25 protein-coding genes are annotated in these 25,040 nt (G+C 53.7%); 11 read left to right on the top strand and 14 right to left on the bottom strand.

The window, feature by feature from the left end:
* The first annotated feature begins 74 nt into the window (after positions 1–74).
* Positions 75–1,241, top strand: coding sequence for a DUF4192 domain-containing protein (locus ACP8MI_RS06200; RefSeq protein ID WP_144736286.1), 1,167 nt, complete (start codon positions 75–77; stop codon positions 1,239–1,241).
* On the opposite strand, the gene galE is transcribed toward ACP8MI_RS06200, so the two are convergent.
* The 6 genes from galE to ACP8MI_RS06170 form a co-directional block, all read right to left on the bottom strand.
* Positions 1,229–2,221, bottom strand: coding sequence for a UDP-glucose 4-epimerase GalE (galE, locus tag ACP8MI_RS06195; protein WP_239210821.1), 993 nt, complete (start codon positions 2,219–2,221; stop codon positions 1,229–1,231). The two genes, ACP8MI_RS06200 and galE, sit on opposite strands and share 13 nt — an antisense overlap.
* A gap of 86 nt (positions 2,222–2,307) precedes the next feature.
* On the bottom strand, positions 2,308–2,988 hold the full coding sequence (locus ACP8MI_RS06190; protein ID WP_018119694.1) for a metal-dependent transcriptional regulator: 681 nt from the start codon (positions 2,986–2,988) through the stop codon (positions 2,308–2,310).
* 120 nt (positions 2,989–3,108) lie between these two features.
* Entirely contained in the window at positions 3,109–4,098 is a 990-nt protein-coding gene (locus tag ACP8MI_RS06185; protein ID WP_275042155.1) for a sigma-70 family RNA polymerase sigma factor, read from the bottom strand.
* Between the two features lie 183 nt (positions 4,099–4,281).
* Positions 4,282–4,752: a D-aminoacyl-tRNA deacylase gene (gene dtd, locus ACP8MI_RS06180; protein WP_049148918.1), complete on the bottom strand. Its 471-nt coding sequence runs from the start codon at positions 4,750–4,752 to the stop codon at positions 4,282–4,284.
* A 135-nt stretch (positions 4,753–4,887) separates the two neighbouring features.
* Positions 4,888–6,480, bottom strand: a complete 1,593-nt coding sequence (locus tag ACP8MI_RS06175; protein ID WP_239210823.1) for a DUF7782 domain-containing protein — start codon at positions 6,478–6,480, stop codon at positions 4,888–4,890.
* An 18-nt stretch (positions 6,481–6,498) separates the two neighbouring features.
* The gene (locus tag ACP8MI_RS06170) at positions 6,499–7,020 is read right to left on the bottom strand and encodes a DUF3099 domain-containing protein (RefSeq protein WP_239210825.1); all 522 of its coding nucleotides are present in this window, start codon (positions 7,018–7,020) and stop codon (positions 6,499–6,501) included.
* A gap of 59 nt (positions 7,021–7,079) precedes the next feature.
* Between ACP8MI_RS06170 and ACP8MI_RS06165 the strand changes: the two genes are divergently transcribed.
* The 3 genes from ACP8MI_RS06165 to ACP8MI_RS06155 all read left to right on the top strand — a co-directional run bounded on the left by ACP8MI_RS06165 (position 7,080) and on the right by ACP8MI_RS06155 (position 9,886).
* The gene (locus tag ACP8MI_RS06165) at positions 7,080–7,322 is read left to right on the top strand and encodes a DUF3039 domain-containing protein (RefSeq protein ID WP_018119689.1); all 243 of its coding nucleotides are present in this window, start codon (positions 7,080–7,082) and stop codon (positions 7,320–7,322) included.
* A 109-nt stretch (positions 7,323–7,431) separates the two neighbouring features.
* Positions 7,432–9,240, top strand: coding sequence for a DEAD/DEAH box helicase (locus ACP8MI_RS06160; protein ID WP_049148922.1), 1,809 nt, complete (start codon positions 7,432–7,434; stop codon positions 9,238–9,240).
* 82 nt (positions 9,241–9,322) lie between these two features.
* Positions 9,323–9,886 carry a DUF4190 domain-containing protein gene (locus ACP8MI_RS06155; protein WP_249605865.1) on the top strand — a complete coding sequence of 188 codons (564 nt, stop codon included), beginning with the start codon at positions 9,323–9,325 and terminating at the stop codon, positions 9,884–9,886.
* A gap of 128 nt (positions 9,887–10,014) precedes the next feature.
* Here the strand turns inward: ACP8MI_RS06155 and ACP8MI_RS06150 are convergent, their stop codons facing one another.
* Positions 10,015–11,403, bottom strand: coding sequence for an RNA polymerase sigma factor (locus tag ACP8MI_RS06150; RefSeq protein ID WP_425654148.1), 1,389 nt, complete (start codon positions 11,401–11,403; stop codon positions 10,015–10,017).
* Positions 11,404–11,628: 225 nt separating this feature from the next.
* A complete protein-coding gene (ppgK, locus tag ACP8MI_RS06145; protein WP_455975370.1) occupies positions 11,629–12,393 on the bottom strand; it encodes a polyphosphate--glucose phosphotransferase in 765 nt (254 codons plus the stop codon).
* A gap of 44 nt (positions 12,394–12,437) precedes the next feature.
* On the opposite strand from ppgK, the gene ACP8MI_RS06140 reads away from it, so the two are divergent.
* Entirely contained in the window at positions 12,438–13,361 is a 924-nt protein-coding gene (locus ACP8MI_RS06140; RefSeq protein WP_239210835.1) for an inositol monophosphatase family protein, read from the top strand.
* 192 nt (positions 13,362–13,553) lie between these two features.
* A complete protein-coding gene (locus tag ACP8MI_RS06135; protein ID WP_249605864.1) occupies positions 13,554–13,844 on the top strand; it encodes a DUF4193 domain-containing protein in 291 nt (96 codons plus the stop codon).
* Positions 13,845–13,910: 66 nt separating this feature from the next.
* Here the strand turns inward: ACP8MI_RS06135 and ACP8MI_RS06130 are convergent, their stop codons facing one another.
* A complete protein-coding gene (locus ACP8MI_RS06130) occupies positions 13,911–14,477 on the bottom strand; it encodes a DUF3093 domain-containing protein (protein WP_239210836.1) in 567 nt (188 codons plus the stop codon).
* Between the two features lie 127 nt (positions 14,478–14,604).
* Between ACP8MI_RS06130 and dut the strand changes: the two genes are divergently transcribed.
* The 4 genes from dut to dxs all read left to right on the top strand — a co-directional run bounded on the left by dut (position 14,605) and on the right by dxs (position 19,492).
* Complete coding sequence (dut, locus tag ACP8MI_RS06125; RefSeq protein WP_039733498.1) at positions 14,605–15,057, top strand: dUTP diphosphatase; 453 nt, start codon at positions 14,605–14,607, stop codon at positions 15,055–15,057.
* Between the two features lie 287 nt (positions 15,058–15,344).
* The gene (locus tag ACP8MI_RS06120; RefSeq protein ID WP_049167715.1) at positions 15,345–16,265 is read left to right on the top strand and encodes a DUF3710 domain-containing protein; all 921 of its coding nucleotides are present in this window, start codon (positions 15,345–15,347) and stop codon (positions 16,263–16,265) included.
* Between the two features lie 2 nt (positions 16,266–16,267).
* Positions 16,268–17,509, top strand: a complete 1,242-nt coding sequence (locus tag ACP8MI_RS06115) for a class I SAM-dependent RNA methyltransferase (RefSeq protein WP_239210838.1) — start codon at positions 16,268–16,270, stop codon at positions 17,507–17,509.
* Between the two features lie 93 nt (positions 17,510–17,602).
* The gene (gene dxs / locus ACP8MI_RS06110; RefSeq protein ID WP_239210844.1) at positions 17,603–19,492 is read left to right on the top strand and encodes a 1-deoxy-D-xylulose-5-phosphate synthase; all 1,890 of its coding nucleotides are present in this window, start codon (positions 17,603–17,605) and stop codon (positions 19,490–19,492) included.
* Between the two features lie 79 nt (positions 19,493–19,571).
* Here dxs and ACP8MI_RS06105 read toward each other — a convergent pair whose 3' ends face one another.
* Positions 19,572–20,798, bottom strand: a complete 1,227-nt coding sequence (locus ACP8MI_RS06105; RefSeq protein ID WP_284589489.1) for an HRDC domain-containing protein — start codon at positions 20,796–20,798, stop codon at positions 19,572–19,574.
* 18 nt (positions 20,799–20,816) lie between these two features.
* Complete coding sequence (locus tag ACP8MI_RS06100; protein WP_186310203.1) at positions 20,817–21,449, bottom strand: DUF3000 domain-containing protein; 633 nt, start codon at positions 21,447–21,449, stop codon at positions 20,817–20,819.
* 196 nt (positions 21,450–21,645) lie between these two features.
* On the opposite strand from ACP8MI_RS06100, the gene hemQ reads away from it, so the two are divergent.
* Positions 21,646–22,380 carry a hydrogen peroxide-dependent heme synthase gene (hemQ, locus tag ACP8MI_RS06095; RefSeq protein ID WP_049167711.1) on the top strand — a complete coding sequence of 245 codons (735 nt, stop codon included), beginning with the start codon at positions 21,646–21,648 and terminating at the stop codon, positions 22,378–22,380.
* Positions 22,381–22,498: 118 nt separating this feature from the next.
* Here hemQ and msrB read toward each other — a convergent pair whose 3' ends face one another.
* The 3 genes from msrB to ACP8MI_RS06080 all read right to left on the bottom strand — a co-directional run bounded on the left by msrB (position 22,499) and on the right by ACP8MI_RS06080 (position 24,944).
* Positions 22,499–22,900, bottom strand: coding sequence for a peptide-methionine (R)-S-oxide reductase MsrB (msrB, locus tag ACP8MI_RS06090; protein ID WP_018119673.1), 402 nt, complete (start codon positions 22,898–22,900; stop codon positions 22,499–22,501).
* A 78-nt stretch (positions 22,901–22,978) separates the two neighbouring features.
* Complete coding sequence (locus tag ACP8MI_RS06085) at positions 22,979–24,226, bottom strand: glycosyltransferase family 87 protein (RefSeq protein ID WP_249605863.1); 1,248 nt, start codon at positions 24,224–24,226, stop codon at positions 22,979–22,981.
* A gap of 10 nt (positions 24,227–24,236) precedes the next feature.
* Complete coding sequence (locus tag ACP8MI_RS06080; RefSeq protein WP_249605862.1) at positions 24,237–24,944, bottom strand: dihydrofolate reductase family protein; 708 nt, start codon at positions 24,942–24,944, stop codon at positions 24,237–24,239.
* Between the last annotated feature and the right edge of the window lie 96 nt (positions 24,945–25,040).

Below are 25,040 nucleotides of genomic sequence, written 5' to 3'. Positions count from 1 at the left end.
ATAGACGCAACCGCCGATAACTTGATCCTGTGGAGAACCGAAATTATCCACAAGTTGCGGGCTCGCGTTGATTCGTGGTCTGGAAACCAGTGGTGGTCAGTTCGATACTGGTCATCATGAGTCGGCAAAGAAGAAAACACCGCACCGCTAGAAACGACCTGAGGCAGCAGGGAATTCCTGAGCAATCGTCGAATTCTCCCGCTCTGCTTGATGTGCACCCTGGTGAATTGATCGCGAACATCCCAGGTCTATTAGGTTTTTACCCTGAAGAATCCCTGGTTGTGCAGGGATTCTATGCGAAACCGGATGGAAGTGTGGAAATCGGCCCTACCGTTCGTGTGGATTTGTCTGCCGAGCTACCGTGTACAGAAATTGACAGATATCTCGAGAATGCGCAATGTTCATTCCACGTCGGATTTGTCATTACGGCAGAGGCCACCGATAATCCAGGCCCAGAAGGAATCTCCGGGCGGCAACATCGAGAGTGGTATCGATCGCTCAATGAAGCGATGGTTGCAGACACCCCAGCCCTACAGGCTTGTTGGATCGTCGACGAGACCAGACAAGGTGCGAACTATCATCTATTATTTGACGGCAGCGCTGAACAGGAGAGTACTGGCTCAGGATGCTGGCAGAGAGGGAAAGTAGCATCAGTTACTGCTTCTCCTGCTATGCGGCCGTGGAGACAGCGTAATGAATTGCCAAGTCTGACACGTAGTGAAGCATTTGCGTATTTATTGGGTGATGATCCGGATCGGAGCAAAGCAGAAAGAGCCGAACGCACACGCCGAGTGCAATGGATCGCCGATGCGCCAGGCGGGGTATTAGGATACGCTGCAAGTGATGCCGAGAATTTGTTGGCGGGAATTTCCCACAATGAAGTAACAGCCGCGGAGCTGCAAAAAGAAGAAGACATCCTAGAAAAGGTAGGAACGTGGATGTCACGTACCAGCTTACGAGATGAAGTCATGGAGCCGATGGTGTCCAATCCGCTTCCGGCACAAGAACTTCTCATTGCTACGGCGCGGAGCTTAACCGGCGAACCGCGCGCCAACGCACTCGCGATTCTGGCTGTGATATTTCTGGAGCTTGGGAAAAACTTGAATGCGAGTCAGGCGTTGACTGAGGCACTGGACGAAGACCCTGGCCACAACTTAAGTCAGTTATTATTTGCCGCGATGAGCGCACGTGCAGAAGATGCTGCTTTAGCAGCTATCAAGCAGGGTATTCAGGGCCGGTAATTGGGATGCGAATGGGCGGCAGGGCCCAAGTTACGCGTGAATTCCCAGGCATCGTGGACTATCGTCGGCAAATCAGTGCGCTGAGGTGTCCACCCCAGCTCGTGAGAGATTTTGCTGGACGACGCGATAAGCGTAGCTGGGTCACCTTCGCGGCGCGGAGCTAATTCTGCAGGAATTGGGTGCCCTGTGGTTTCACGTACCTGTGAGATGACTTGCTGCACCGAATAGCCGTCACCAGATCCCAAATTATAGATCCTGTGGGATCCAACCTTATTAGATTCAAGTGCCAGAATATGGGCCTCAGCCAAGTCCCGGACATGAATATAGTCGCGTACCGCTGTCCCGTCGGCAGTAGCGTAATCGTCGCCGAAGATCATGATCTTTTCACGATGCCTGAGTGCTACCTGCAAAATCAACGGAATAAGGTGAGTTTCCACTGCGCGGTTTTCACCAATCGTGCCGTAGGCTCCGGCGACATTAAAATAACGCAGGGACGTTGCTGCTAATCCGTGTGCACTCGCATAAGAACTAATCATATGGTCGATGGCAAGCTTGCTTGCACCATAGGGGTTAGTAGGCGCAGTTGCTGCAGATTCGAGGATCGGGACTGCGTCAGGCTCACCGTAGGTCGCGGCGGTGGACGAAAAAACGAGATTGCGTACGTCGTGCGCGCGCATGGCATCGAGCAGGTGCAGCGAGGTGACGACGTTGGCGTGCCAGTATAACTCTGGATGTGAGACAGATTCACCAACGAGACTACGTGCTGCGCAGTGAACCACAGCATCGATGTTGTGGGTGCTGAGTGTTTCCTCGATTACTTGTGAAAGCTCACCTTCCACTAAGTGTGCTGCCGACGGGACCGCGTCGCGGTTTCCCGTAGAGAAATCGTCAATGATGGTGACATTATGACCGGCTTCGATAAGAACGGCGCTGCATACGCTTCCGACGTATCCAGCGCCGCCAGTGACCAACACGTGCATGCCTAATTCGGTTCCTTTTGCTTAGTCTCAGTCGTGGCGATGATCGGACAAGTACACAAACCAGCTATTAATTAGGCTGTAGTGCTTTAGTTAGTAGCAATACGGACGGCGTGACCCAGGGTTTCGTTCAAGACCACTTTCGCTCCATTATCAGCGGTCAGAATGACAGAATGGCCATAGTTAATGACGTTGACTTTGGCCCCCACGACGATGCCGGCGTCGGTGAGTTCGCGAAGACGATCGCCCTCGACCTGGAGAATCTCGTTAATTTGCGCTACGGTGCCTTCGATTTCCTCTTCTTCTGGGAGATCAATGGCACGAGCAACTTTAGGCAGCGATGGAGCATCGACACCGAGCTCTTCTAATGCCGGCACCGGATTACCGAATGGGGAGCGAGAACAATCCTGCAAAATCGAGGTCACACGACGCTCGACGTTGTCGCTCATCACATGCTCCCAACGGCAGGCTTCTTCGTGTACGTCGTGAATATCGACGCCGAGTACCTCGGTAAGAAGCAATTCCGCTAAACGGTGCTTACGCATAACCTTGGTGGCTAATTCACGACCACGAGCGGTTAAATCTAGGCTGCGGTCTGGACGCACGTGCAGCAAACCGTCGCGTTCCATGCGTGCGACTGTCTGCGAAACCGTAGGGCCAGACTGCTCTAAGCGCTCTGCGATACGAGCGCGAAGTGGGGTAATTCCCTCTTCTTCCAGCTCATAGATTGTACGCAGGTACATCTCGGTTGTATCGACTAAGTCCCTCACTATGGGAAACCTTCCTGTTAATTCGTCTAATGCCTGTGAGTCATTCTAGCGCAAAACGAAGGTCTGGTATAGAACTACCAGACCTCCAATGCTGCCGTGGTGAACAGCAATAACAGTTACCTATTGTGCATATTCGCGTAGCCGATCAGCACGATGGCCGTCGCGCAGCTTGGCCATCACTTCGCGTTCGATCTGGCGGACACGCTCACGAGAAAGTTCGAATCGGCGGCCAATCTGATCCAGGGTTCGTGGGACGCCGTCATCTAGGCCGTAGCGCAAGCGAATGACATCCTGCTCCCGCTGCTCCAGCGTGCCAATTACATCGCGAATATCGGAGTGGCGTAGGGAGGCGACAACTGCCGATTCTGCATCCGTTGCCTCGGCATCCTCAATGAAATCACCCAATGGTGCTTCTTCGTCAGCGCCGACCGGCATATCCAACGAAACCGGATCCCTGGATTGATGCAAAAGCATTTCGATCTTGTCTTCCGGGATGCCGGATTCTTCTGAAAGCTCTTCGTTGGTAGCTTCGCGGCCTAATGACTGGTACATCTCTCGCTTGATGCGGGAAAGCTTGTTGACCTGCTCGACGAGGTGGACTGGAAGCCGGATGGTGCGTGATTGATCAGCCATACCGCGGGTGATCGCTTGCCGGATCCACCATGTGGCATAAGTGGAGAACTTAAATCCCTTGTCGTAATCAAATTTCTCCATGGCGCGAATCAGCCCGAGGTTGCCTTCTTGGATGAGATCCAAAAGTGGCATTCCGCGACCGGTGTACCGCTTCGCTAAGGAAACAACTAGACGCAAGTTGGCTTCCAATAGATGGGAGCGTGCCTTTTTGCCTTGTTTTGCAAGAACCTTAAGGTCGCGCTTTTTGGCGCGGGTTAAGTGCAGTTCTGGATCGTTCAATAAATGCTGCGCATATAGGCCGACCTCAATTTGTTGAGCGAGTTCAATTTCGTCATCTGCAGTGAGCAGATCGGTTTTGCCGATTCCATTGAGATAAACGCGAACCAAGTCCGCGGACGGATTGTCGTTGGTATGGCCACGACGGGAGCCGCGATCCTGCTCTTCTTCGTCAAATTCTTGCACGGGAGCGGTTGTCACTGTGATGGCCTCCTCAAATTGCCGTTTACATAGCTAATAACGGCTCACCGAGTGAAGTTGTTCCCAGTACCATTGTAGGGGTAATAATCGGGGGTAACTTCCTGTGAGTATCCAGGGTTTTCCGGTATATCATCGAGTTGTCCTCGGCTAGCTAGCCTTGAGTTCCGCGGTTATGGAACCTCATTATGTTTCCACGAGGACGGTAAAAGGTCCTTGATTCACCGAGGATACTTCCATCATCGCGCCGAAACTGCCGGTGGCGACATCTAATCCCCGTTCGCGTAGCTCTGCGACGATTTTGTCGATGACAGGCTTTGCCAATTCCGATGGTGCTGCCTGGGCCCAGGAAGGGCGCCGTCCTTTGGCAGTTTCGCCGTACAAGGTGAATTGGCTGACGACTAAAATGGGCGCACCAAGATCTAATGCAGATTTCTCGCCTGCCAAGATGCGTAATTCGGAGATCTTTTTCGCCATCTTTTTCCAGGAAGCGTTATTGGCAATGCCTTTGTCATTCGGTTCGCCATCGGATACGTCATCGGCACCGACACCGACAAGGGCTAAAATACCGCCTGTATCTTCCGCTGTAATGCTGCCGACAACCTCGCCATCTACGGTGACTTTGGCTTTTGAGACACGGGTTAATACTGCCTTCATGCTGTCCTCATCTCGTTTATCCAGTAAAAGCGGCCGATTTTGTTATGCGCCAACCATGTGTGATTGCTTCCACTGACCCAATTCCGACAATGTCAGCACCGCAAGCCCAGCGCTGCTGTGCTGATCGCAGGGAGGTTAATCGTCGACAAGATCGGCGGGAATAACCAGGCCGTGCCGCACCAAATCAGCGATAACGCCCACTGCTTGTCGTAATAACTCATCGTCGTTGTTATTGAAGTCCTCAGTGCGCATCGCGTCGACGTTGCTGATGTTGTGTGCAGCAGCGTACATGCTGACAACTTCGCGCAGTGGCAGTCCCTCCGGATTCAGGCCTGCGACAATAGCGGCAACATGCTCATCCACTTCGTGGGACCACCGGGGGCCGTCCATGCGCGTCAAACGATAAACCTGTGGCTGAAAACCCATTCCAGCTGCCGTATCGGGTACTTCGATAATCTCCCGTGCTACTTGCGGGCGTAATTGATACCGCGCGTTCGCGATATCCTCACTCGATTGTTCCCGGAGCCAAGCGGCACGCACGAAATATTCGGAAACTTCGTCGGCTAGCCGGTCGTCAAATGCTTGCGGGATGTCCTCTGCGATAATTTCTGAAGGCTGATCGCCAATATCCTGTATCGCGATATACCCAAACCCAATTGCGTGCACGTCATGGTCAGCAAAGTGTTGTAGCCATTCTGCGCTGCGTTCGCTAGCCTCATGCGAGCGCGGGTCAATCGCCTCATCGCGCAACCACGTGCTGACATACAGCGCAGGATCCGCAAAATCACGTTGCAACACCCAGGCCGCAACACCATGGCTCGGCAACCAACTGGCGACTCGATGTTGCCATGGTATTTCCCCGCTGTGGGCCCACGATGCCAATAAATATGCGGATCCCCCTGGCGCTAGATAGTCGGCCACTTCGGAGACCACCAGCTCACTGGCGCCGTCTAAGTCCAAGCCGGAATCGCGGTAGGTGTGCGTAATCTCGGTGGAGCCGACAACAAAAGGTGGGTTCGCGACAATCCGGTCGAATCGCTTGCCGACGACGGGCTCAAACCACGATCCGGCGCGTAGCTCCACTTTGTCAGCGATGTTTGCACCGCGAATGGTGGCATCGGCTAAAGCGAGTGCCCGCGTAGATACATCGGTGGCAGTCACTTTTTGCGCCGAATCAGCTTGCCCTAAAATCTGCACCCCCGAACCTGTTCCTAGGTCAAGTACCGATGCGACGGGCTCCGTGGGACAAAACTGTAACAGCGATAACGATGCAGCACCGACACCCGGTACATGATCTTCCGCAGCATCTTGGCGCACCATAGCTGCGTCTGGATCGGAGAAAACCCAGCGTGGTTTACCGTTAATAACGTGCGGCCGGACATCGATAACCACCCGTACGATAGCTGGTCCGTTGCAGACGGCAATATTTGCGTCGATCACCTTATCGGCGAGATCTGCGCCTAGCAATTGTGAGAAGTGTTCTTTTTCTACCGGATCACGCAGGATGAATGCCTGAATTAGTTGATCGAATTCCGTGGCCTGTTGGGTGCGAAACCGCAGTGCGCCGGGATCACCACGGTGCAGCGCCGAAAGATAATCCGGGCCCAAGTGGGCGGCCAAGCCTTCCGAATCAAACCCGATAGCGGCGAAATATTCGATGAGTTCCTTGGCAGCCTCGCCAAATCTTTCAGCTGGATGAGGAGTAGTGGAATTAGCGTGCGTAGTCATTGCTATTCAGTGTAATGATCATTCGCCGTCATGATCATCATGGTCATAGGCATTATTGTTTCTCATGTTCGTGTTGTGCGAATTAGCCGCATCCGCGTCGATAATTCTGGGTGACAGCGCGTTGCTGGGATTCGGCTGCTGTTCGGCAGCTTCGATATCACGAAACACACTCCGCTCGGCTTGCCGGGCGACTGCTGGTTTGTATACCCGCGGTTGGCGCTTGTCCGTGGGAGTACCTTCCATATTCGCGATCATTACCGCGATCCACGGTAAGGGGAACGTAATTGCCGCAAGTACTACCGGCACCAGCACCCAGTCCCAAGCTAGATACATTCCGACGCATGCAAGGGTTAATGGGACTCGTAAAAACTGTAAGAACCCGTACCACCATTCACGCTTTTTGCGATCTTGCGCCCGGGTGGTGCGTGCAGTGGTGATTAAAACAGGTTTGTCGCGGTGTAAGCGGTGGTGGAAGCGTTGCCACAGAGAACGGCGCGGGAAATCCTCTCCACTGGTGCCACGAGTGCTTCCGGTAGTCATAAACCCCAGCCTAGAGGCTGGCTACCCAAAATCCTATGAATACGGCAAAATAGAAGGCCATGACGAGCACAGCAACCCAGACCATCGAACGCCCAGAAACTCGCGAGCGTACCGGCTCTGACGACGATACGCCAAAGTTTTTCCACTACGTTAAGAAAAACCAGATCGTTGATTCCGCTGTCAGCGGAAAAATGATCATCGCATTGTGTGGTGAAAAATTCCCGGTGCGTAAACAAGCTAAACCAGGTTCGCCGGTGTGTCCGAAATGCCAAGAAATTTATTCTGGGCTGCGAAAGAAGTAACTCCACGAGTAGATAGTTCCAAGCGACTGTGGCAGGCGAGACAGCCAGAATAACTGGCTCTAACTTTCTGCCGCAGTCTTCAGCATTTCTTCAGCATCGGTGGTGTTTTGTGGCAAAACCACGCAACTTTAACAATAACTCCAGCTTGCGTGCGTGGCAGCAGGCGGCTTTGCAGAAGTTTTTGGCGGAACGCCCGCGTGATTTCATGGCGGTGGCTACCCCTGGAGCTGGTAAAACGACATTTGCTATTCGGGTGGCAACCGAGCTGTTAGAAGACCGATCCGTAGACCGGATTATCGTTGTGGTTCCCACTGAGCATTTGAAGCGACAGTGGGCTGCGGCCGCCGGGCGCGTGGGTGTGTCTTTAGACGATCGGTTTACTAACTCCGCCGCGATTAACTATGCCTATGACGGAGTTGTGGTTACCTATGCCCAAGTGGGAATGCATCCGCCGAAGCATCACGCTTTGGCAACGTCGAAACGTACGCTGGTGATCCTCGACGAAATCCACCATGCTGGTGATGCGAAAAGCTGGGGCGATGGTGTTCGTGAGGCCTATGAGCAAGCCGAATACCGACTGGCCCTTACCGGTACGCCTTTTCGCTCCGATAATTCGTATATCCCGTTTGTACGCTATGAAGAAGACGGTGAAGGTCATGAGATTTCGAAGGCTGACCACACCTACGACTACGGCGATGCGCTTGCCGACGGTGTGGTTCGGCCTGTCGTTTTTCTTGCCTATTCTGGTGAGGCTACCTGGCGTACCAGTGCAGGGGAAGAGATTTCTGCGCGTTTGGGAACCCCGCTGAGCGCTGAGGAAACCGCACGTGCTTGGCGTACCGCTTTGGATCCGAAAGGCGAGTGGATACCGGCAGTGCTACAGGCCGCGCATACGCGCCTGCAACAGATCCGGACCAATATGCCCGATGCTGGTGGTTTGGTCATTGCGACGGATACGACAACTGCCCGGGCCTATGCCAAAATATTGGAGAAAATCTCGTCGACACCCGTTTCGGTGATTTTGTCTGATGAGCCAGGGTCATCAGAACGCATCAATTCCTTCTCTGATTCCACGGACGAATGGATGGTGGCGGTACGTATGGTCTCTGAAGGAGTGGACGTGCCGCGTTTGGCTGTAGGCGTATATGCCACGTCGGCATCCACCCCACTGTTTTTTGCGCAGGCGATCGGTCGTTTTGTGCGTTCACGGATGCCGGGGGAGACCGCAAGTGTATTTTTGCCTTCCGTACCGACGTTGTTGGATCTTGCAGAAAAACTCGAGACGTCTCGTGATCATGTGATCGGAAAGCCACATCGTGAGGAGGCCTGGGACGAAGAGGCGGTCGCAGAAGCCAATAAAGAAAAAAATGAGAGGACGGAAGACTCGTCCTACGAGTCAATTGGTGCCTCGGCAGAGCTAGATTCGCTGATCTATGATGGTTCGACGTTCGGAACGGGTGCCTTCAGTGGTTCCGATGAAGAAGCTGATTTTCTGGGGCTACCCGGATTGCTTGATCAGGAACAAGTCAGAGCGTTGTTGCGCAAGCGTCAGGAAGAACAGCTCGATGCCCGCGAGGCAGAAGAGAAGGCGCGTCGGCAAGCCGAGGCAGAGTATCAGCATAAACTCAAAAACGGGTTGCTCGATGATAATCCATCGAATTCGACGGGCTCCCGGGCGGATTCTCGTCACTCGGGCTCAGCGCAGACCGGTACCCACGGGGATGATGAGATCGCCGCGGTGGAAATTCCGAAGCTACGAAAAGAACTGAATACCCTGGTGGCCGTCCGTGCAGAGAACACCGGGCGTCCACATGGTGCGATCCATAATGAAGTCCGGAAAGCATGTGGTGGCCCACCCACTGCATTGTGTAATGCAGAGCAGCTGAAAGAACGGATTCAGCATTTGCGTGCTTGGTAATACGAAAGCCCCACACTTAGCACTAACCAGGGTAAGGTAAGGATAGTTAAGTGTGTCTATACATGAAGGGATAGCGAAAGGCATGTCTACCCCCAATAATCCAGACCGTTTCGATGATAATTCGCAACAATCGGGTGATGATACAGGCCAATACTCCCAGTACGGTCAGTATGGTCAAAGTGACGGCTATGATTTTTCCGTAGGCGGCCAAGAAGCTGGACAAAACCAGGCAGGCGATGCCTATTACGCGGGCGGCTACGGGGCCGAGCAGTCTGGCGGCTTCGAGGCACTGAATGAACCCAAAAACCCGGTGGCTCCGTGGGGGTTGGGCATCGGTATCCTGTCGCTGATTGGCTCGATAGTCTTGCTGGGTTCGCTGCTCGGAATCATCGGCATCGTGCTTTCCATTGTCAGCTTGGTGGTGGGGCGCAAGCGGCGTACCGAAAATCGTAGAACCGTAATGTCAGTAGTTGGCCTAGTGACGTCTATCTTGTCCATTGTCGTGGGTATAGCAATCATGATCTTCGGGTTCAGGCTACTCGACGACATGGGCTTTATTGACTGCTACGAACAACACGGAGACAACGAAGCTGCGTTGGAACAGTGCGTCGATGATGCTATGCAAGAACAAAACATCGAGGGATAAGCTCTTTCACTGAGCTTCTACTTGCAACACACAGAAATCCTCACCCACAAAGCCGTTGGGTGAGGATTTCTGTTTTTCTGCGATGTGGCCGAAGGCGGCTAGATCGCGGTTTGTTCCCGAATTGGGGCTTAATCTAAGTAGTCGCGGAGGACCTGCGAGCGCGAAGGGTGGCGCAATTTCGACATCGTCTTCGATTCGATTTGCCGGATGCGTTCGCGGGTGACTCCGTAAACTTGGCCGATTTCATCCAATGTACGCGGCATACCGTCGGTCAAACCAAAACGAAGGCGGACGACGCCGGCCTCACGTTCCGACAACGTCGTCAGAACGTCTTGCAGCTGATCTTGCAACAGCGTGAACGAGACCGCGTCAACGGCAATGACAGCTTCGGAATCCTCAATGAAGTCTCCGAGCTGGCTATCACCTTCATCACCGATGGTCTGGTCCAACGAAATTGGCTCGCGAGCGTACTGCTGGATTTCCATCACCTTTTCCTCGGTGATGTCCATTTCCTTTGCCAACTCTTGCGGCGTAGGTTCGCGCCCCAGGTCTTGTAGCAATTCGCGCTGAATCCGGCCTAATTTGTTGATGACCTCAACCATGTGCACCGGAATACGAATGGTGCGGGCCTGGTCTGCCATCGCTCGAGTGATGGCTTGGCGAATCCACCACGTGGCGTAGGTAGAAAACTTGTAGCCTTTCGTGTAGTCGAATTTCTCGACAGCGCGGATTAAGCCCAAGTTTCCTTCCTGGATCAAATCCAAAAAGGCCATACCGCGACCGGTATAACGCTTTGCTAGTGAGACCACCAATCGAAGGTTTGCTTCCAGCAAGTGGTTCTTGGCCTTACGCCCGTCGCGGGCGATCGAGCGCAGATCGCGTTTCAGGGCAGGAGAGAGCTTCGCCTGCTTGTCTCCAGCTTCGAGTGCTTTCGACATTTCTTCGATACGGAACTGCGCGTAAAGGCCGGCTTCGATTCGTTCTGCGAGTGAAACCTCCTGCTCCGCATTAAGCAGAGCGACCTTACCGATTTGCTTTAAATATGCTCGTACAGAGTCTGCTGATGCAGTAAGTTCAGCATCTTTGCGCGCTTGGCGCAGCGCCGCGGATTCGTCCTCGTCCCAAACGGAATTGCCAGCGTCTTCCTCGTCTTCTTCGCCAAGCTCTGGTTCAGCAGCTTCTTGTTCGTCAAGAGGCTCGTCGTCGAAGGCGTCGGCGTCGTCGAGGTCTGGCTCAACATCGGGATCATCATCGGTCCCGTCAATGGGTTCATCCAGCACCGGATCAGTGACAGGTGCTGTGGCCGCAGGAATTTCTTCGGGCTCGATGGAGACACTGGTTTGCGAAGCTTTGCCGGTCTTGGCCTGAGCAGACTTCGACGCCGACTTGCTGGTTGACTTCCTAGAAGCTGTCTTCGCGCCACGTGCACGCGCAGAGCTTAGTGTGCTCTCATCGAGAGGCTGATCGGAAGATTCAGTGGCTGACACGTACGCCCTTTCGCCGAATTGTACTGACATCAATGAACAAGCCTACCTATGTGCGCACTGGGTTGTGGCTGCTGAATTGACTGCCTTGTCACACCTGCAAGAATCTTGTGCTCGCGGTGACATGCCACAATCATTTCAGCATCACGGTGTTGAGCGCGCATCATGAAGTTGGTTAATTGTCGGGAATGAGCGCCCAGTATAACGGACGATCAATGTTTTGTGTTCGTTCAGGCCTGTCTAGGGCCAAACCTTGGGTTAACCGGCAATATACTCGGGTGAGTGAGCAGCAAGCGCTGCGCCTACGATCCCCGCACGATTTAACAGTGTTGCCGGGAAGATCGGGGTGGAAAGTTGAAGTAGCGGTAGCCAGCGAGCGGATTTGCGCGAAATTCCTCCGCCGATCACAAAAGCGGCAGGGTTGAATAGTCGCTCATATTCGCCGAGAACCTTTTCTAATCTCGGTGCCCAGTCATCAAAACTTAAACCAAGCGATTTCTTTACCCCGGAGGAAGCGATTTTTTCGGCTTCTTCATTGCCAATCAGAAGGTGACCAAGTTCCGTGTTTGGAAATAGTTTGCCCTCGACTAAGAATGCAGAGCCGATACCTGTGCCAATCGTCAAAAAGATGACTGAACCCGATTGCGCTTGTGGGTTGCCATATGCGACTTCTGCCAGTCCTGCGGCGTCGGCGTCATTGAGAAATGTGATTGCGCGCTCGCCCAGTACCGCACTGAAAACGTCGTGAATGTTTGCATGCAGCCAGGATGGGTCGATATTAGCGGCAGTAAGCATCGACGATCCGCGAACGACACCGGGCAAAGCGATCCCCACGGGACCATCCCAGTCTGCCTGGTCAATGATCTTTGCTACGGTCGCAGCGACGGCTTCAGGGGTCGCTGGCTTGGGAGTCTCGTACTTAATTCGCTCACCGATAAATTCGCCAGTATGCAAATTAACCAAGGCACCTTTTGTTCCAGAGCCTCCGATATCGATGCCAAAACCGAGTTGCTGTTCGCACATGGGTGACAGATTAGCGCACGATAAATAACGAGTACGGTGAGGGTATGAATACCGGTGCGACTCAACGTAATTCAGTGCTTGCTTCCTTTGCAGAATTCTGTCAGCAACACCGAGAGAAAAACGCAGACCAGCTACGAGAGATCGCTATCGAGTTAGCGAGGCTCGGCGGAGCAGTAATTACGCGCCGTAGTGAAGAAATTGGAAGTTCTACTGCGATTGCACGGACCGTAGAAACAAAAAGTAGCGCGGTTGATCCTGTCACCGCAGTCGACAAAGCCACCGAGGCCACACTCGTCGGCAAGCTGCAGCAACTTCGACCTGCCGATGGCATTGTTGGTGAAGAAGGGGCGGGCCATGCTGGTACCAGTGGGATCGAGTGGATTATTGATCCCATCGACGGCACCGTGAATTTCTTGTACGGTATTCCAGAATATTCGGTTTCCGTAGCGGCGGTATGGAATGGCATGCCTGTAGCCGGTGCGGTGTATAACGTCGAGCGTCAACAAATGTATTCCGCACACCTTGAAGGTGGAGCGACTAGGCAGGATGCAACTGGGGAAGTTGAACCTTTACAGGCCAATACTGTGACGGATCCCTCACTCGCGCTGGTAGCAACGGGGTTTTCCTACGAAAGCAGTAGGCGTGTGCGCCAAGCCGAAGTTTTAACCAAGCTGTTGGGGCGTGTGCGGGATATCCGACGTATGGGTTCGGCAGCCCTGGACCTGTGTCGGGTGGCCTGTGGGCAGGTCGATGTCTTCTATGAAGCAGCGTTAAACAAGTGGGATTATGCGGCAGGCATGTTGATTGCCGCAGAAGCAGGGGCTGTCGTACATGCCCCCGAGTTTGCTACTGAGGGCAGTCAGGGGGAAGTTCTTGTTGCCTATGCGCCCGGGTTGGCAGAACGCATGCAGGATGAGTTGCGCGCAGCAGGGGCATTAGAGGCGCTTCCGTCTACAACTGATGATTAAATTGAGTGGCAAAAAGCGCTGATGAGCTGGAAATATGACAATATAATTATTTTAGCTTAGTATCCGACGCACATACACTGAGAAAAACCATCGAGTAATCGATCACAAGGCTTCAAGCACTTCAAGCACCAAGGCCTGATTGTTCGGATGCTCGGTTTCGACATTAATCAATCACTCAATAGGACGTGGATAATGGCTACAGACTACGATGCGGCCCGCACTCGCCCAGAAGGCGAATTGGAAGCAGATTCGTTGGAAGGGCTCAAGGCTGCGGAGAGCGATTCCGACCCCATGGATGAAGACGGGGAGATCGTTGAGCCTTTCGAGCCGCCAACAGTTGACGTTTCAGGTGAAGAACTCAACGTCAACGTTGTGCCACGCCAGGCCGACGAATTTACCTGTGATAGCTGCTTTTTAGTGCAACGCAAAAACCGTTTTTCGCATGAAGAAGACGGGCTAAAAATTTGCCTCGACTGCGCGTAATTCTTCGGCGCGTACAAATCCAGGTTGCGCCCAATTGCAGCCTGGCAAAACTGCAGCAGAATGCTGCTAACCACCTATCGGATTTGTGGCCTGTGCAGCTTGGTCCGGAACGAAGGCTTCTAAAATAGCGCGTGGGTTTTTCGCGCTGACCAACCAATATGGCGTGGGGTCATCGTCGTCGTCAAGCACCAACATCACGAGATCCGGAACCCAACTGTGTGTCACCAAAAAGGCGGCAGGATCAAGTTGTGGACCCATGGCATTCCGTTTTGCACTCTTTGGGACAGCCAAGCTACGGCTGACGACGTCCGAGGGCAATTGTGCCGAACCGGCTACCAGCCACCGCGTGCCGTCGGAATCACGTTCGACGCGGATAACGGTGGACGATAGGTGGATCAACACCCAGGTTGCCAATGCAGCGACAACCAAAAAAGGTATTGCGAACCACCAAAGATTTCGGTTTAGCGCTAGTTGGCCGGTGCCGATCGCAACTGCAACTAGGGCAATCAGCCACCAGTGCCAAGGGACCCATTGACGCTCTTGATACAGCACTTCGGGGGCTGGAGCAGACTTGGTAGCAGGGTGTGGATCTTGTGAATTAGCAGCGTCAGCTGAATTGGCAGATGAGCTCATAACGGCCATGGTAGTTGCCGGGAAGAAGCCACGACCACTCCAGGTCACTGCTAACTACCCCAGAACAATCCAGGCCAACCAAGACCAACTGCGACATGGAGACCTGCGACGGGTAACCTTGCAGTACATGAGCGTATCTCAATTTAGCCAGGTCCAAGTTCGACGATTGGACCCCGAAATACCGCTGCCCGTTCGGGCACACCCTGGGGATGCCGGGGCAGATTTGTGCGCTACGGAAGATATCAGTCTGGCCCCCGGTCAACGAGCTCTCGTCGGGACGGGCATTGCTATCGCTTTGCCGGAAGGTACCGTAGGGCTAGTTCACCCCCGTTCAGGGCTTGCTGCACGGCATGGCCTTAGCGTTGTGAATACTCCGGGCACTATCGATGCGCAATATCGCGGAGAAATCAAAGTTTGTTTGATTAACCATGATCCCGAAAACTCCATTGACATCACCCGGGGAATGCGCATTGCGCAATTGGTGATCCAACGAGTGGAATTAGTTGACTTTGTCGAAACCGCCGAACTTTCTGAGACAGAACGCGGAACCGGTGGTTATGGCTCGACTGGAACGCACTAGAACCCAAGCGCATCTAGGTCTAAACATTGAGACCGCGTTGCAGCGGTGTAGAAAGACTGGAGAGGTGTGGAAGGACTGTAGAAGCGTCTTCGCGATCCAAGTATCGTTGTGAATCAAAGACGTACTAGTGAAGTCAACAAAAATACACGAAGGTCATTGTGCATTGTCTTAATTCGTGACTCTGGCGGTTGTACTCACTGTGGCGGTCGTACCATCAGGCATGATGATAGAGACGATGCCAATGATAAGTAGCGGGGAGTCCGCTGCGGGAAAGGACGATACTCAGCATGGCATTGTGGGGTTTTTCTAAGAAGAAAAAGGCAGCGAAGGCTGATGAGGTAGCAAACGTCGGAACTAACGACGAAGCGGTCGACGCAACCGGTGTAACCGATGTGGCAGATACTGCTGAGAACAACATTTCTGATGATTCGTCAACCGAGACCAATGAGGTGCAGGAAGGATCACCAATTCCATCTGTGCCTGGTGATACCAGTGTGCCCGGAGAAACCGGACCGTTCGATGGGGATACTGTCGATATCAACGAATTTGATTTCGGAGATTTTTCTTCGGGGCTGCTTGACCTAGGATCAGTCAAACTTGCCGTGCCAAAAGACTCCCAAGTGCAAGTTGAAATGGGGGAAAAGGGGCCCAAGATGCTGCATTTGGTGACCCACTATGGCAGGTTGACCCCGATTGCGTTCGCAGCACCGTCGTCTGCAGGTCAATGGGAAGAAGCCGCTGGCGAGATTGCTGAAAGCATGGCGCAAAGTGGCGCCGAGGTGCGCTTTGAGCAAGGCCCTTGGGGAAAGGAAGTTGTTGGTGAGAATAAACAAGCCGTCACCCGGGTCATCGGTGCAGAAAAGCCCCGCTGGATGCTGCGCGTTACCCTGGCAGGCCCAGCGCAACGGGCTGAGCAATTAGCGGAACTTGCGCGTGAGGTGATTGCGCGGACTTTCGTTTATCGCGGCGACAAACCAATTCTGGCAGGAAATTCTTTGCCAGTGACGATGCCTGCCAGTTTGATGCAGCAGATCCAACAAGCGATGCAGCAACGCCAAGCACAAAGCCAACAGCAATCTCCACGAGTGGATGAAGCGAAACAAGCGCTCCGGGATGCAGCCGGGGAGCCTGCAGATAATGAGCGCGGGGCTGCAAGTACGGATAGTACGAGCGCAATGAAACCAGAAAATACGAAGGAACAGCGATAGTAGTGGCTGCAGCTAGTCTTGAATTAACCATCGAGCGGATGGGTCACGGCGGTGTCGGAATCGGAACTGCCGACGACGGCCGCGTGGTGTTCGTTGGTTCCACTTATCCCGGTGACCGGGTGCAGGTGCAAGTCACGAAAGAAAAGAAATCTTTTATTGCTGGCGAAATTGCGGAAATAATTGCGCCTAGTGATTATCGCACGTCACCACGTTGCCCTGCGGCAGCTGCCGGGGCCGGTTGTTGCGATTTTTCCACGCTTGACTATGCGCAGGAAGCAGAGCTTAAGCGATCGGTTCTGCTAGATCAGCTCCAGCGGATTGGGAAACTGGACACCACCCAACTGCCGGAAGTTGCCACCGTTGATCTTGCTCCCCAGAAAGGGTGGCGTACCCGCGTTCGCTTTGGCGTCGACGACAACGGCCGGGCCGGGCTACGCAAGAAAAACAGCCATGAATTGGTAACCGACCATGCATGCATCCAGCTTGTCGACGGTCTAGCCGACAATATTGTCGGCACCGATGCTCGGCGTTTCCGTCCTGGGTCCGAAGTGATCGTGGCCATGGATTCAACTGGCACAAGGCACGTCGTAGAATCCCGCAAATCCGGCAGGGGTAAACGCATGGAAAAAATCGAAAAGGTAGTAGAAGGCAGCGGGACCGTCACGGAAACCGTCGACGGAAAGACCTTCCATTTTCCCGTCACCGCGTTTTGGCAAGCACACATCGGGGCCCCACAACAGTATTCCAGGATGATCACTGATTGGTTGTCCGGCACTCAACGCACAGACGGCGGAACCGGGTGGGACCTGTATGGCGGGGTAGGACTGTTTATCCCGGCAATTGCGCGCGCATTGCAGCCACAGGATCCGTCGGCAAACGTGATACATAGTGTGGATACCTCTGCCGCTGCGATGGAACAAACCCAACCTGCACTCACAGGTTTGGGGGTTGAGATGCACAAGATGCAGGTGGAAAAAGCAGTAGCGCAGCTGGATTCACCCGATGCGGTGGTCCTTGATCCGCCACGAAAAGGTGCTGGCGCGCGCGTCATCGAACAAGTAGCACAGGCGAACCCACAGCGGATTGTGCACATCGGTTGTGATCCTGCTACGTGTGCACGCGATCTGCGAAGCTGGGTAGACAACGGCTATCGCGTCGAGAAGCTTACTTTGGTCAATGCATTTCCAGGCACCCATCATTTCGAAGTCTTGGCGCTGTTGGAAAAACCTATAAGCTCTGAGTAATTCACCAGTTCCAGATTCTGTAGGGGTACCGAGTAAGATAGAAACGTTAGCTACTGACGATTACAGATGAGACGAGGAGTTGAGGTAGAGACAATGGGCCTTCTTCGCGGAATACGCACTCCCGCCGACCTCAAGGCTCTGTCCCCGGAACAGCTCCCCACCTTGGCGGAGGAAATTCGCGATTTTCTCATCGAACACGTCTCAGTAACTGGTGGTCATTTGGGGCCGAACCTGGGTGTGGTGGAATTGACGCTCGCGCTGCACCGCGTTTTCGATTCCCCGGAAGAGCCATTCATCTTCGATACTTCCCATCAGTCGTATGTGCACAAAATTGTGACTGGCCGGGCTGATCGGTTTACGACTTTGCGGCAAAAAGACGGTTTGTCTGGTTATACCGCGCGTGCAGAGTCAGAACATGACTGGACCGAATCTTCCCATGCCTCCGCGTCTTTGGCTTATGCCGATGGATTGTCAAAAGGCTTCGCGCTGGATGGGCGCGGCAAGCATAATGTCGTGGCCGTGGTGGGCGATGGTGCACTGACTGGTGGAATGTGCTGGGAAGCGCTCAACAATATCGCAGCGGGTAAAGACCGCAATGTGGTCATCGTCGTCAACGATAATGGGCGCAGTTATTCGCCCACCATTGGCGGGTTCGCAGAGAACCTCGCGCACCTGCGTATTTCTGGGCCTTACGACGGTCTGATGGAACACGGCAAAAAGACGTTGAAGTCCATGGGCTGGGTAGGAAACCGTGCTTTCGAGGCGCTGCATGCCTTCAAAGAAGGCGTCAAGCACACCGTTTTGCCTACGGAGATGTTTCCAGAACTCGGCATGAAATACGTGGGTCCTGTTGATGGGCATGATTTCGATGCGCTTGACCAGGCCTTTAGCTATGCGAAAAATTACCAAGGGCCGATTATCGTGCACGTGGTTACCGAGAAGGGCCATGGCTATGAGCATGCGGTTAATGATGAAGCTGACCAGATGCACTCCACTGGAGCGATTGATCCGGTGACCGGTCTGCCGAAATCGAAATCGAAACCTGGTTGGACCCAGGTGTTTACGAAAGAATTACTTGCGGCAGCCGAAAAGCGATCCGATATTGTCGCGATTACCGCCGCCATGGCTGGCCCAACGGGCCTGGCACCGTTTGCCGAGCGTTTTCCGGACCGCTTTTTTGATGTCGGCATCGCCGAACAGCATGCAGTAGCGTCCGCATCCGGTCTCGCATTGGCTGGTTTCCATCCGGTAGTGGCAGTGTATTCCACTTTTTTGAACCGGGCTTTTGACCAGTTGTTGTTCGATGTCGCCTTGTTGGATCAGCCGGTGACTCTGGTTTTGGATCGAGCTGGTGTGACAGGTTCTGATGGGGCCAGCCACAACGGTGTGTGGGACCTTTCGGTTGCGAGCGTTGTTCCAGGCATCCGTATTGCCGCACCGCGCGACGGGGTGCAGTTGGCAGCGCTGTTCCGTGAAGCCTTGCTTGTCGACGACGGCCCGACGATTGTTCGCTTCCCGAAAGGAAGCTTACCGCCGGAACTCCCAGTTTGGGCATCGCTGGCCGACGGAGTCGATATCATGCATTACAGTGATGCTGAAAAGGGCTCGGACAATGTTGAACTGGACAAGTCGGTCCTTGTTATAGCAGTCGGCTCGATGGTGGAGACAGCTGTTATTGCAGCGCAAGCTCACGAAAACGTCACTGTGGTTGATCCAGGATGGGTTTCTCCAGTCGCGGAATCATTATATAGCTTGGCTTCGGACCACGACGCCGTGTTGACTGTGGAAGATGGCATCGTACGCGGTGGCATAGGATCACTGGTCGCTGAAGAATTCTCCGCGGCTGGCATCACGACGCCGGTGCGTCACCTTGGTTTTCCTGCGGTATTCCCATTACATGCCTCCCGAAATGAGCTGTTAGCTGAAGTGGGGTTGGATGTCGCAGGCATTTCTGCCGCAATTAGTGAGCTCCGGCGCGGGTAGGCCGGTGTACGCTGTCCCAGGTTGCCCTAGGTGCAGTCTGGTCCGATAAGAACCTAGTTTTAAGGTCAAGCGCTATCCGTTATCCTTCAGGCAAAAGCTCCGCGAAAACCGGCCAAATAATATCTTTTTGCCATTCTCGTAGACCTTCTGCCGCCAGCGCATCCTCCAAATCATCCTCGGTGCGGATGCTATGAGTCACGGTGATATCCCATGTAATTTTTTTCACGCTGGTTGCGTTTATGAGGTTCTCATGTGGGACGGCGATCTCATACGAAAGCTCCCGAATATCTTCGCGAACTAATTCCCAGGTATTCCACGAATCCGGATCGCGCTTTTTCCACAGCCTGGTATTGATCCCCTGAGTATTTCTCCAGTGAGCCAATTCTCCTTCTCCAGGAACCGGAAGCTCGGAGACTGGGAGGTTTTCTGCTCGGCGAATAGCATCCAACCAGGTGCCCGGTGCTAGACGGGAATTCTTCGCACCGGGAACTCGCTTGAGTTGCGCAAGGTCTGCGGGTCTTCGGCTAGCAATCGCGAGGATCACCTTATTCGGTAGGATTTTGCCAGGTGAAATATCATCGTGGGCGGCAAGATCTTCGCGCACAGTCCAAATTTCCCGGGCGATAGCGAGGTCTCGCGGATGCTCTAAGCCGCGCATTCCTTTCACTTCGTGCCATTCCCGCACATCTGGTGCCACGATATCTTGATGTTGTGTGCGCACGTATTCGAACTCTTCTAATGCCCATTCCCATTTTTCTTGGGAACGCAGGAGATACTCAACTTCGTCGGCAAGCTCCAGCAATTCTTCGACGTCTAATGCTGCATAAGCAAGCCAGGACTTTGGTAATGGGGTGGACGACCAATTCTGCGTACTGTGTTCTTTGGCCACGCGTACACCGAGCAAATCTTCGTACATGGCGCCTAACCCCACCCGCGTTAGGCCAGCAAGTCGGCCACCCAACTCAGTATCGACGACACGCGCGGGATACAACCCAAGCCAAGCAAGGCACGGCAAATCAGAAACAGCAGCGTGCACGACCCAGGTGAGTTTGTTGATTACTGGGGCCAGTGCGGCGCGAAGCTCGGAACGCCGGCCTTCTGGTGCGAACAAAAATATGCCAGCACCAGCGCGTTTAATCTGAACTAGGAAAGCTCGGTCGTCGTAACGAAACGCCGATGCTCGCTCAGTATCAATGGCAATAGGGCCATGGCCGCCTGCAATGCGATCTGCGGCGGCGAGGAATTCTGCCGCAGACGACAGTACCGGCGGAATGCCCGAGGCCGGACGGCGCAGAAACTCAGTCATGTTTTGTGGTGTTGCAGACTAGCGGCGGAGCTCACTTACGCCCTCGGGCGGTAAACCAGCGACGTGTGCGAGAACTTCGGCGAAGGATTCAACGTGGCTAGCAAGCTGATTGTTGTCTGCCGTCCAGGAAGCTCGCATCTCCAGTTGATATGCACGAGGCGGCCCGCCGACTTCGCCAAAGCGGACCGAAGTCGTTGAGGTCACGGTGCCGCCTAAGTTGGTGTAACCGGCAGCGTGCGCTTCGAGGCCTTCGCTGAGCCATTGCCAGGCAACATCGGGTAACAGAGGGTCGGTAGCGACGGCTGATTCCATGTCCGCCTGGATATAAGCGACCAAGCGCATATCGCCTTCCCAGGACTCCTGCGCGCCTGGGTCGTGCAAAAGGATGAGTCGACCGAAAGCATCGCCTTCCGAGTCTGTTGGGGTTTGTTCAGTGGAGCGGTGTTCAACCTCAAGGCCAATGGCATGGCTAAAAGGTGCCAAACGCTGTGGCGGGCGAATCGTCCCGAGTGAGATACCCTGACGCAGGTTTGCTTGGTGCATTGATTCCACCGCTTCGCTAAATGCCTGCGGCGTTACGCCACGTTCCGGCTTCGAAGCTGTGGTGCCCTGCGAGTTCGTCGACGCATCTGTGTCATTCACAACGTTCAACCTAATGTTGAGACTTGGCGTAGTGGTGAAGGCGCGCCGTGGGGTAAGGTTGACGGTAGAATCACCATTTGCGTGGTTAATCGCCGACGAGCACAAATTTTGAGTTTAGCTGTGCGTCTAACGCGCACATTGGTGCACAACCAATGCTTGTCACGAACAACTTGCACATTACACCTGTACACCCCAGGAGGTTTCCATGGCGGCGTCCCATTCAGAGTCCCCACAAGAATTGAATTATGACGAGTTGAACAAGGTGCAGCGTTATAGCCAGCACGCGGTGTTTAAGCTCAACGATGGATTTACGGCTGGTGATAAAGCTTCACGGGAGCGGATGGCTGTTGAGGCGCAAGAATTCTTCGACCGGCTTGCCGACGAAGGCCGCATCACTGTTCGTGGAATCTATGATCTCGCTGGCATGAAGGCGAATGCGGATTTCATGATCTGGTGGCACGCAGAAACCTTCGAGGAGGTGCAGTCGGCTTTCGCTGCGTTCCGTCGTGAGACTTCGCTCGGTAAGGCAAGCTCGTTAGTATGGGCAGGAAATGGCGTGCACCGCCCGTCGGAATTTAATAAGCGTCACCTCCCTGCGTTCATTATGGGGGAGGCCCCCGAAAAATGGTGTTGCGTGTACCCATTCATTCGTTCGTATGACTGGTACGTCATGGAAGAAGAAAAGCGTGCGCGTATTCTGCGTGAACACGGCATGAAAGCGCGCGATTTTGCTGACGTGCGTGCGAATACCATCGCTGCATTCGTCGTCAGTGACTACGAATGGATGCTGTCGTTTGAAGCAGAAGATTTAGGTCGCATTGTAGACCTGATGCACACCATGCGTTACACAGAAGCTCGTTTGCATGTACGCGAAGAGCTACCGTTTTACACCGGCCGCATGGTAGAAGATTTGAATGAGCTGGTGCAGACCTTGCCTTAGCGGTGCGCGCAGAAAGAGCATCCGAAAAATACCCCGATAATGTCCACTGAAACGTGCTAACTTTGCGAGCTCGTTTCAGTGGACATCGCCGTTACCGGATACCTGAGTTGTTAGGTGGCTAGGCCTCGTGAAGCGTCATTGCGACCGAATTAATGCAATAGCGCAGATCCGTCGGAGTATCGTAGCCTTCTCCGGCGAAAACATGGCCGAGGTGGGAATTGCAGCTTGCGCATAGCACTTCGGTACGTACCATTCCGTGCGAGCGATCTTCTCGTTCAATAACGGAGTCTCCGGCAAGTGGAGAGAAAAAAGATGGCCATCCACAGTGAGAGGCAAATTTTTGGTTGGAACGAAATAATTCTGCGCCGCACGCCCGGCAAGAATAGATGCCCTCAGTGGTGGTGTTGTTGTATTCACCAGTGTGTGGAGCCTCGGTTCCGCCTTGACGAAGCACTCGGTACTCTTCCGCGCTGAGGCGCTCGCGCCATTGGTCATCAGCAATCAGGGAAAAATCTGTCATGGGCGATATTCTACGCTTACGCACGACATGTTAATTGCGGCGGTTTAATCAATCTCCCCGGGAGCCTATTCCACGGCGCTATGTCGGTCTGTTAGCGATTGCTGTGTCCGGGTTGGGATCTTGCGCGTTGGGCGTTGGGACGTCGTGTTTTTTGTCATGCAGAAACCACGCCACCGAACAGGTAGCCGTCGTCAAGAGCAAAAGCCCCCAGCCGACGGTAGCAGAAAAATAATTCATCCATGTTCCGATTGGTGCGCTCCGGTCTCCAGTCCAGGTCATAGTCCAGCTGAGTGGAAACAAGAACATAATTGCCGCAAGCCATGATGGCCAGAGGTGGAAAACGCTACGTCCGCGAGTGCAGCTAAAAATCATCGGGAACAGCAACATTGAGTAATACATTTGTCCCAGCGAGGACAAAAAGAAAACACCGCAGAAGAGTACCCCGGCGGTGGTGGCTATCCAGAGTAAGTGATCAGTTTTTCGTAGTGACAAAAGTGCGAGCACCGCAATTCCAGCCAGCCCTGCGAAAAACAGCCACACGGGATAATAAAGCCAATTAGGCATATCGAAATATTCAGCAAGACCCGGCAAAGAAGAGTTCGCGAAATCACGCGTTTGGCGTAAATGAGGAACCAGTTCCGACCGGTATTCTTGGGCGCCGGGAATGAGGGGCCAGGCAACGAGATTGAGTCCGACAGGTACCCCAATGCCGATGATGATCGTGGGCCACCATCTCATCACTAGCGGCAAAAACAACAGTGGGGCGAACTGCGGTTTGATGAGAATTGCGAGACCGATGATGACTCCGCCCACCCAGCGTGCCCAAGGTTGCTTTTGCGTCAGACACCAGAGATACGCTGTGAGCGCGAGAAGAAGTATGCCGTTGATATTGGAAAAAATGAGTGTATTGCGGACTGCTTCGGTCATCGTGGCCACCGCGATGCACAACGGGAAAACCGGGCCTCGTAGTGAGTAACCAAAAATACGCGTGAGAATTGCCAGCGATGCGACGATGGCGGTGGCATTAGCGACGATGAACAGTGCGCGAGCGAATCCCGCGGGTTCAATGAATCCCAGCGGAGCTAGCAGCAGAGTAGCGCCGGGGTTGTATAAATACAGCGGATCAGTGTGGTGGTAGACCTGAGCATAAACGTTCTCACCGTGAATGAATCGCTGCAGCGCGGAATAGACCGTTGTGAAATCGTCGGTTACGGCTCCGTTCAAGCTCTCGACGATAACCAGCTGTATTCCCAGCATAATTGCTAGCGGCCACAAAAAAGCCTGTGCGCGGCGGGCAGTGACCTGCGAGGTTCCCACTATATTCATCGCATCGAGTCTATCGTGGGTGACGCCCATAACGCAGGAAAAGCGTGCTATCGGGACAGCGCTCTACGGATTCTAATTGCATTTGCTGTGTGCTTACCGTTCCGGTAGTGCCGCGAGTGATGGGAGTTTCCACCGTAGAGGTCAACGTTGGATCGAGTGTGAGATAAAATTGGTCGACGGCATTTGCTGTGATCAACCCGCTGAAAATCGACGGGCCACCCTCGCACAAAATGCGCTTAAAGCCTCGAGTTACCAAGGTTTTAATGCATTCTTCCACCGAACCCGCACCAACTGCGATGACCTCGCCAAATGAGGTTAGTTTCTCCGCTCTTTCCTTTTTACGAGGATCTTTGAGTGACGATTCCGGTACTAAAAATAGATGTGGTACGTGGTAGTCGTGGAGGAAACGAGAATTATCGTCGAAGTGCATTGAGGCAGTCATGACAGCAATGTGTGCTGGTGTTGGCTTCTTGGTAGTCGGTTGGACACCACCATAATTTTCTGCCCGCACGGTTTCTGAACCGACCAAGACCACATCTGACCACTCGCGAGCTGCGAGTAATAATTCAGTATCGAGCTCGTTGCCCAGATCGTTCGAGCGCCCATCGACAGTCGCAGAACCAGTGATCGTGCTTGCAAAGATTGCGCGGACACAATAACCGGCGGAATTTCGTCGTTCGGGGCCGAGAAGTTGCGCAAGGCTGGGTCGGTTTTCCATAGCGACCAGAATAGCAGTAGTAATCTCTCAAGCAGGTGTAGTCACGTGCGGACTAATATAGCTTTTACCTTGGGATTTGGTGTTTAGGTAAGTATG

Source organism: Corynebacterium sp. LaCa_70, assembly GCF_058182015.1.
This window is presented reverse-complemented; position numbering and strand designations above follow the sequence as displayed.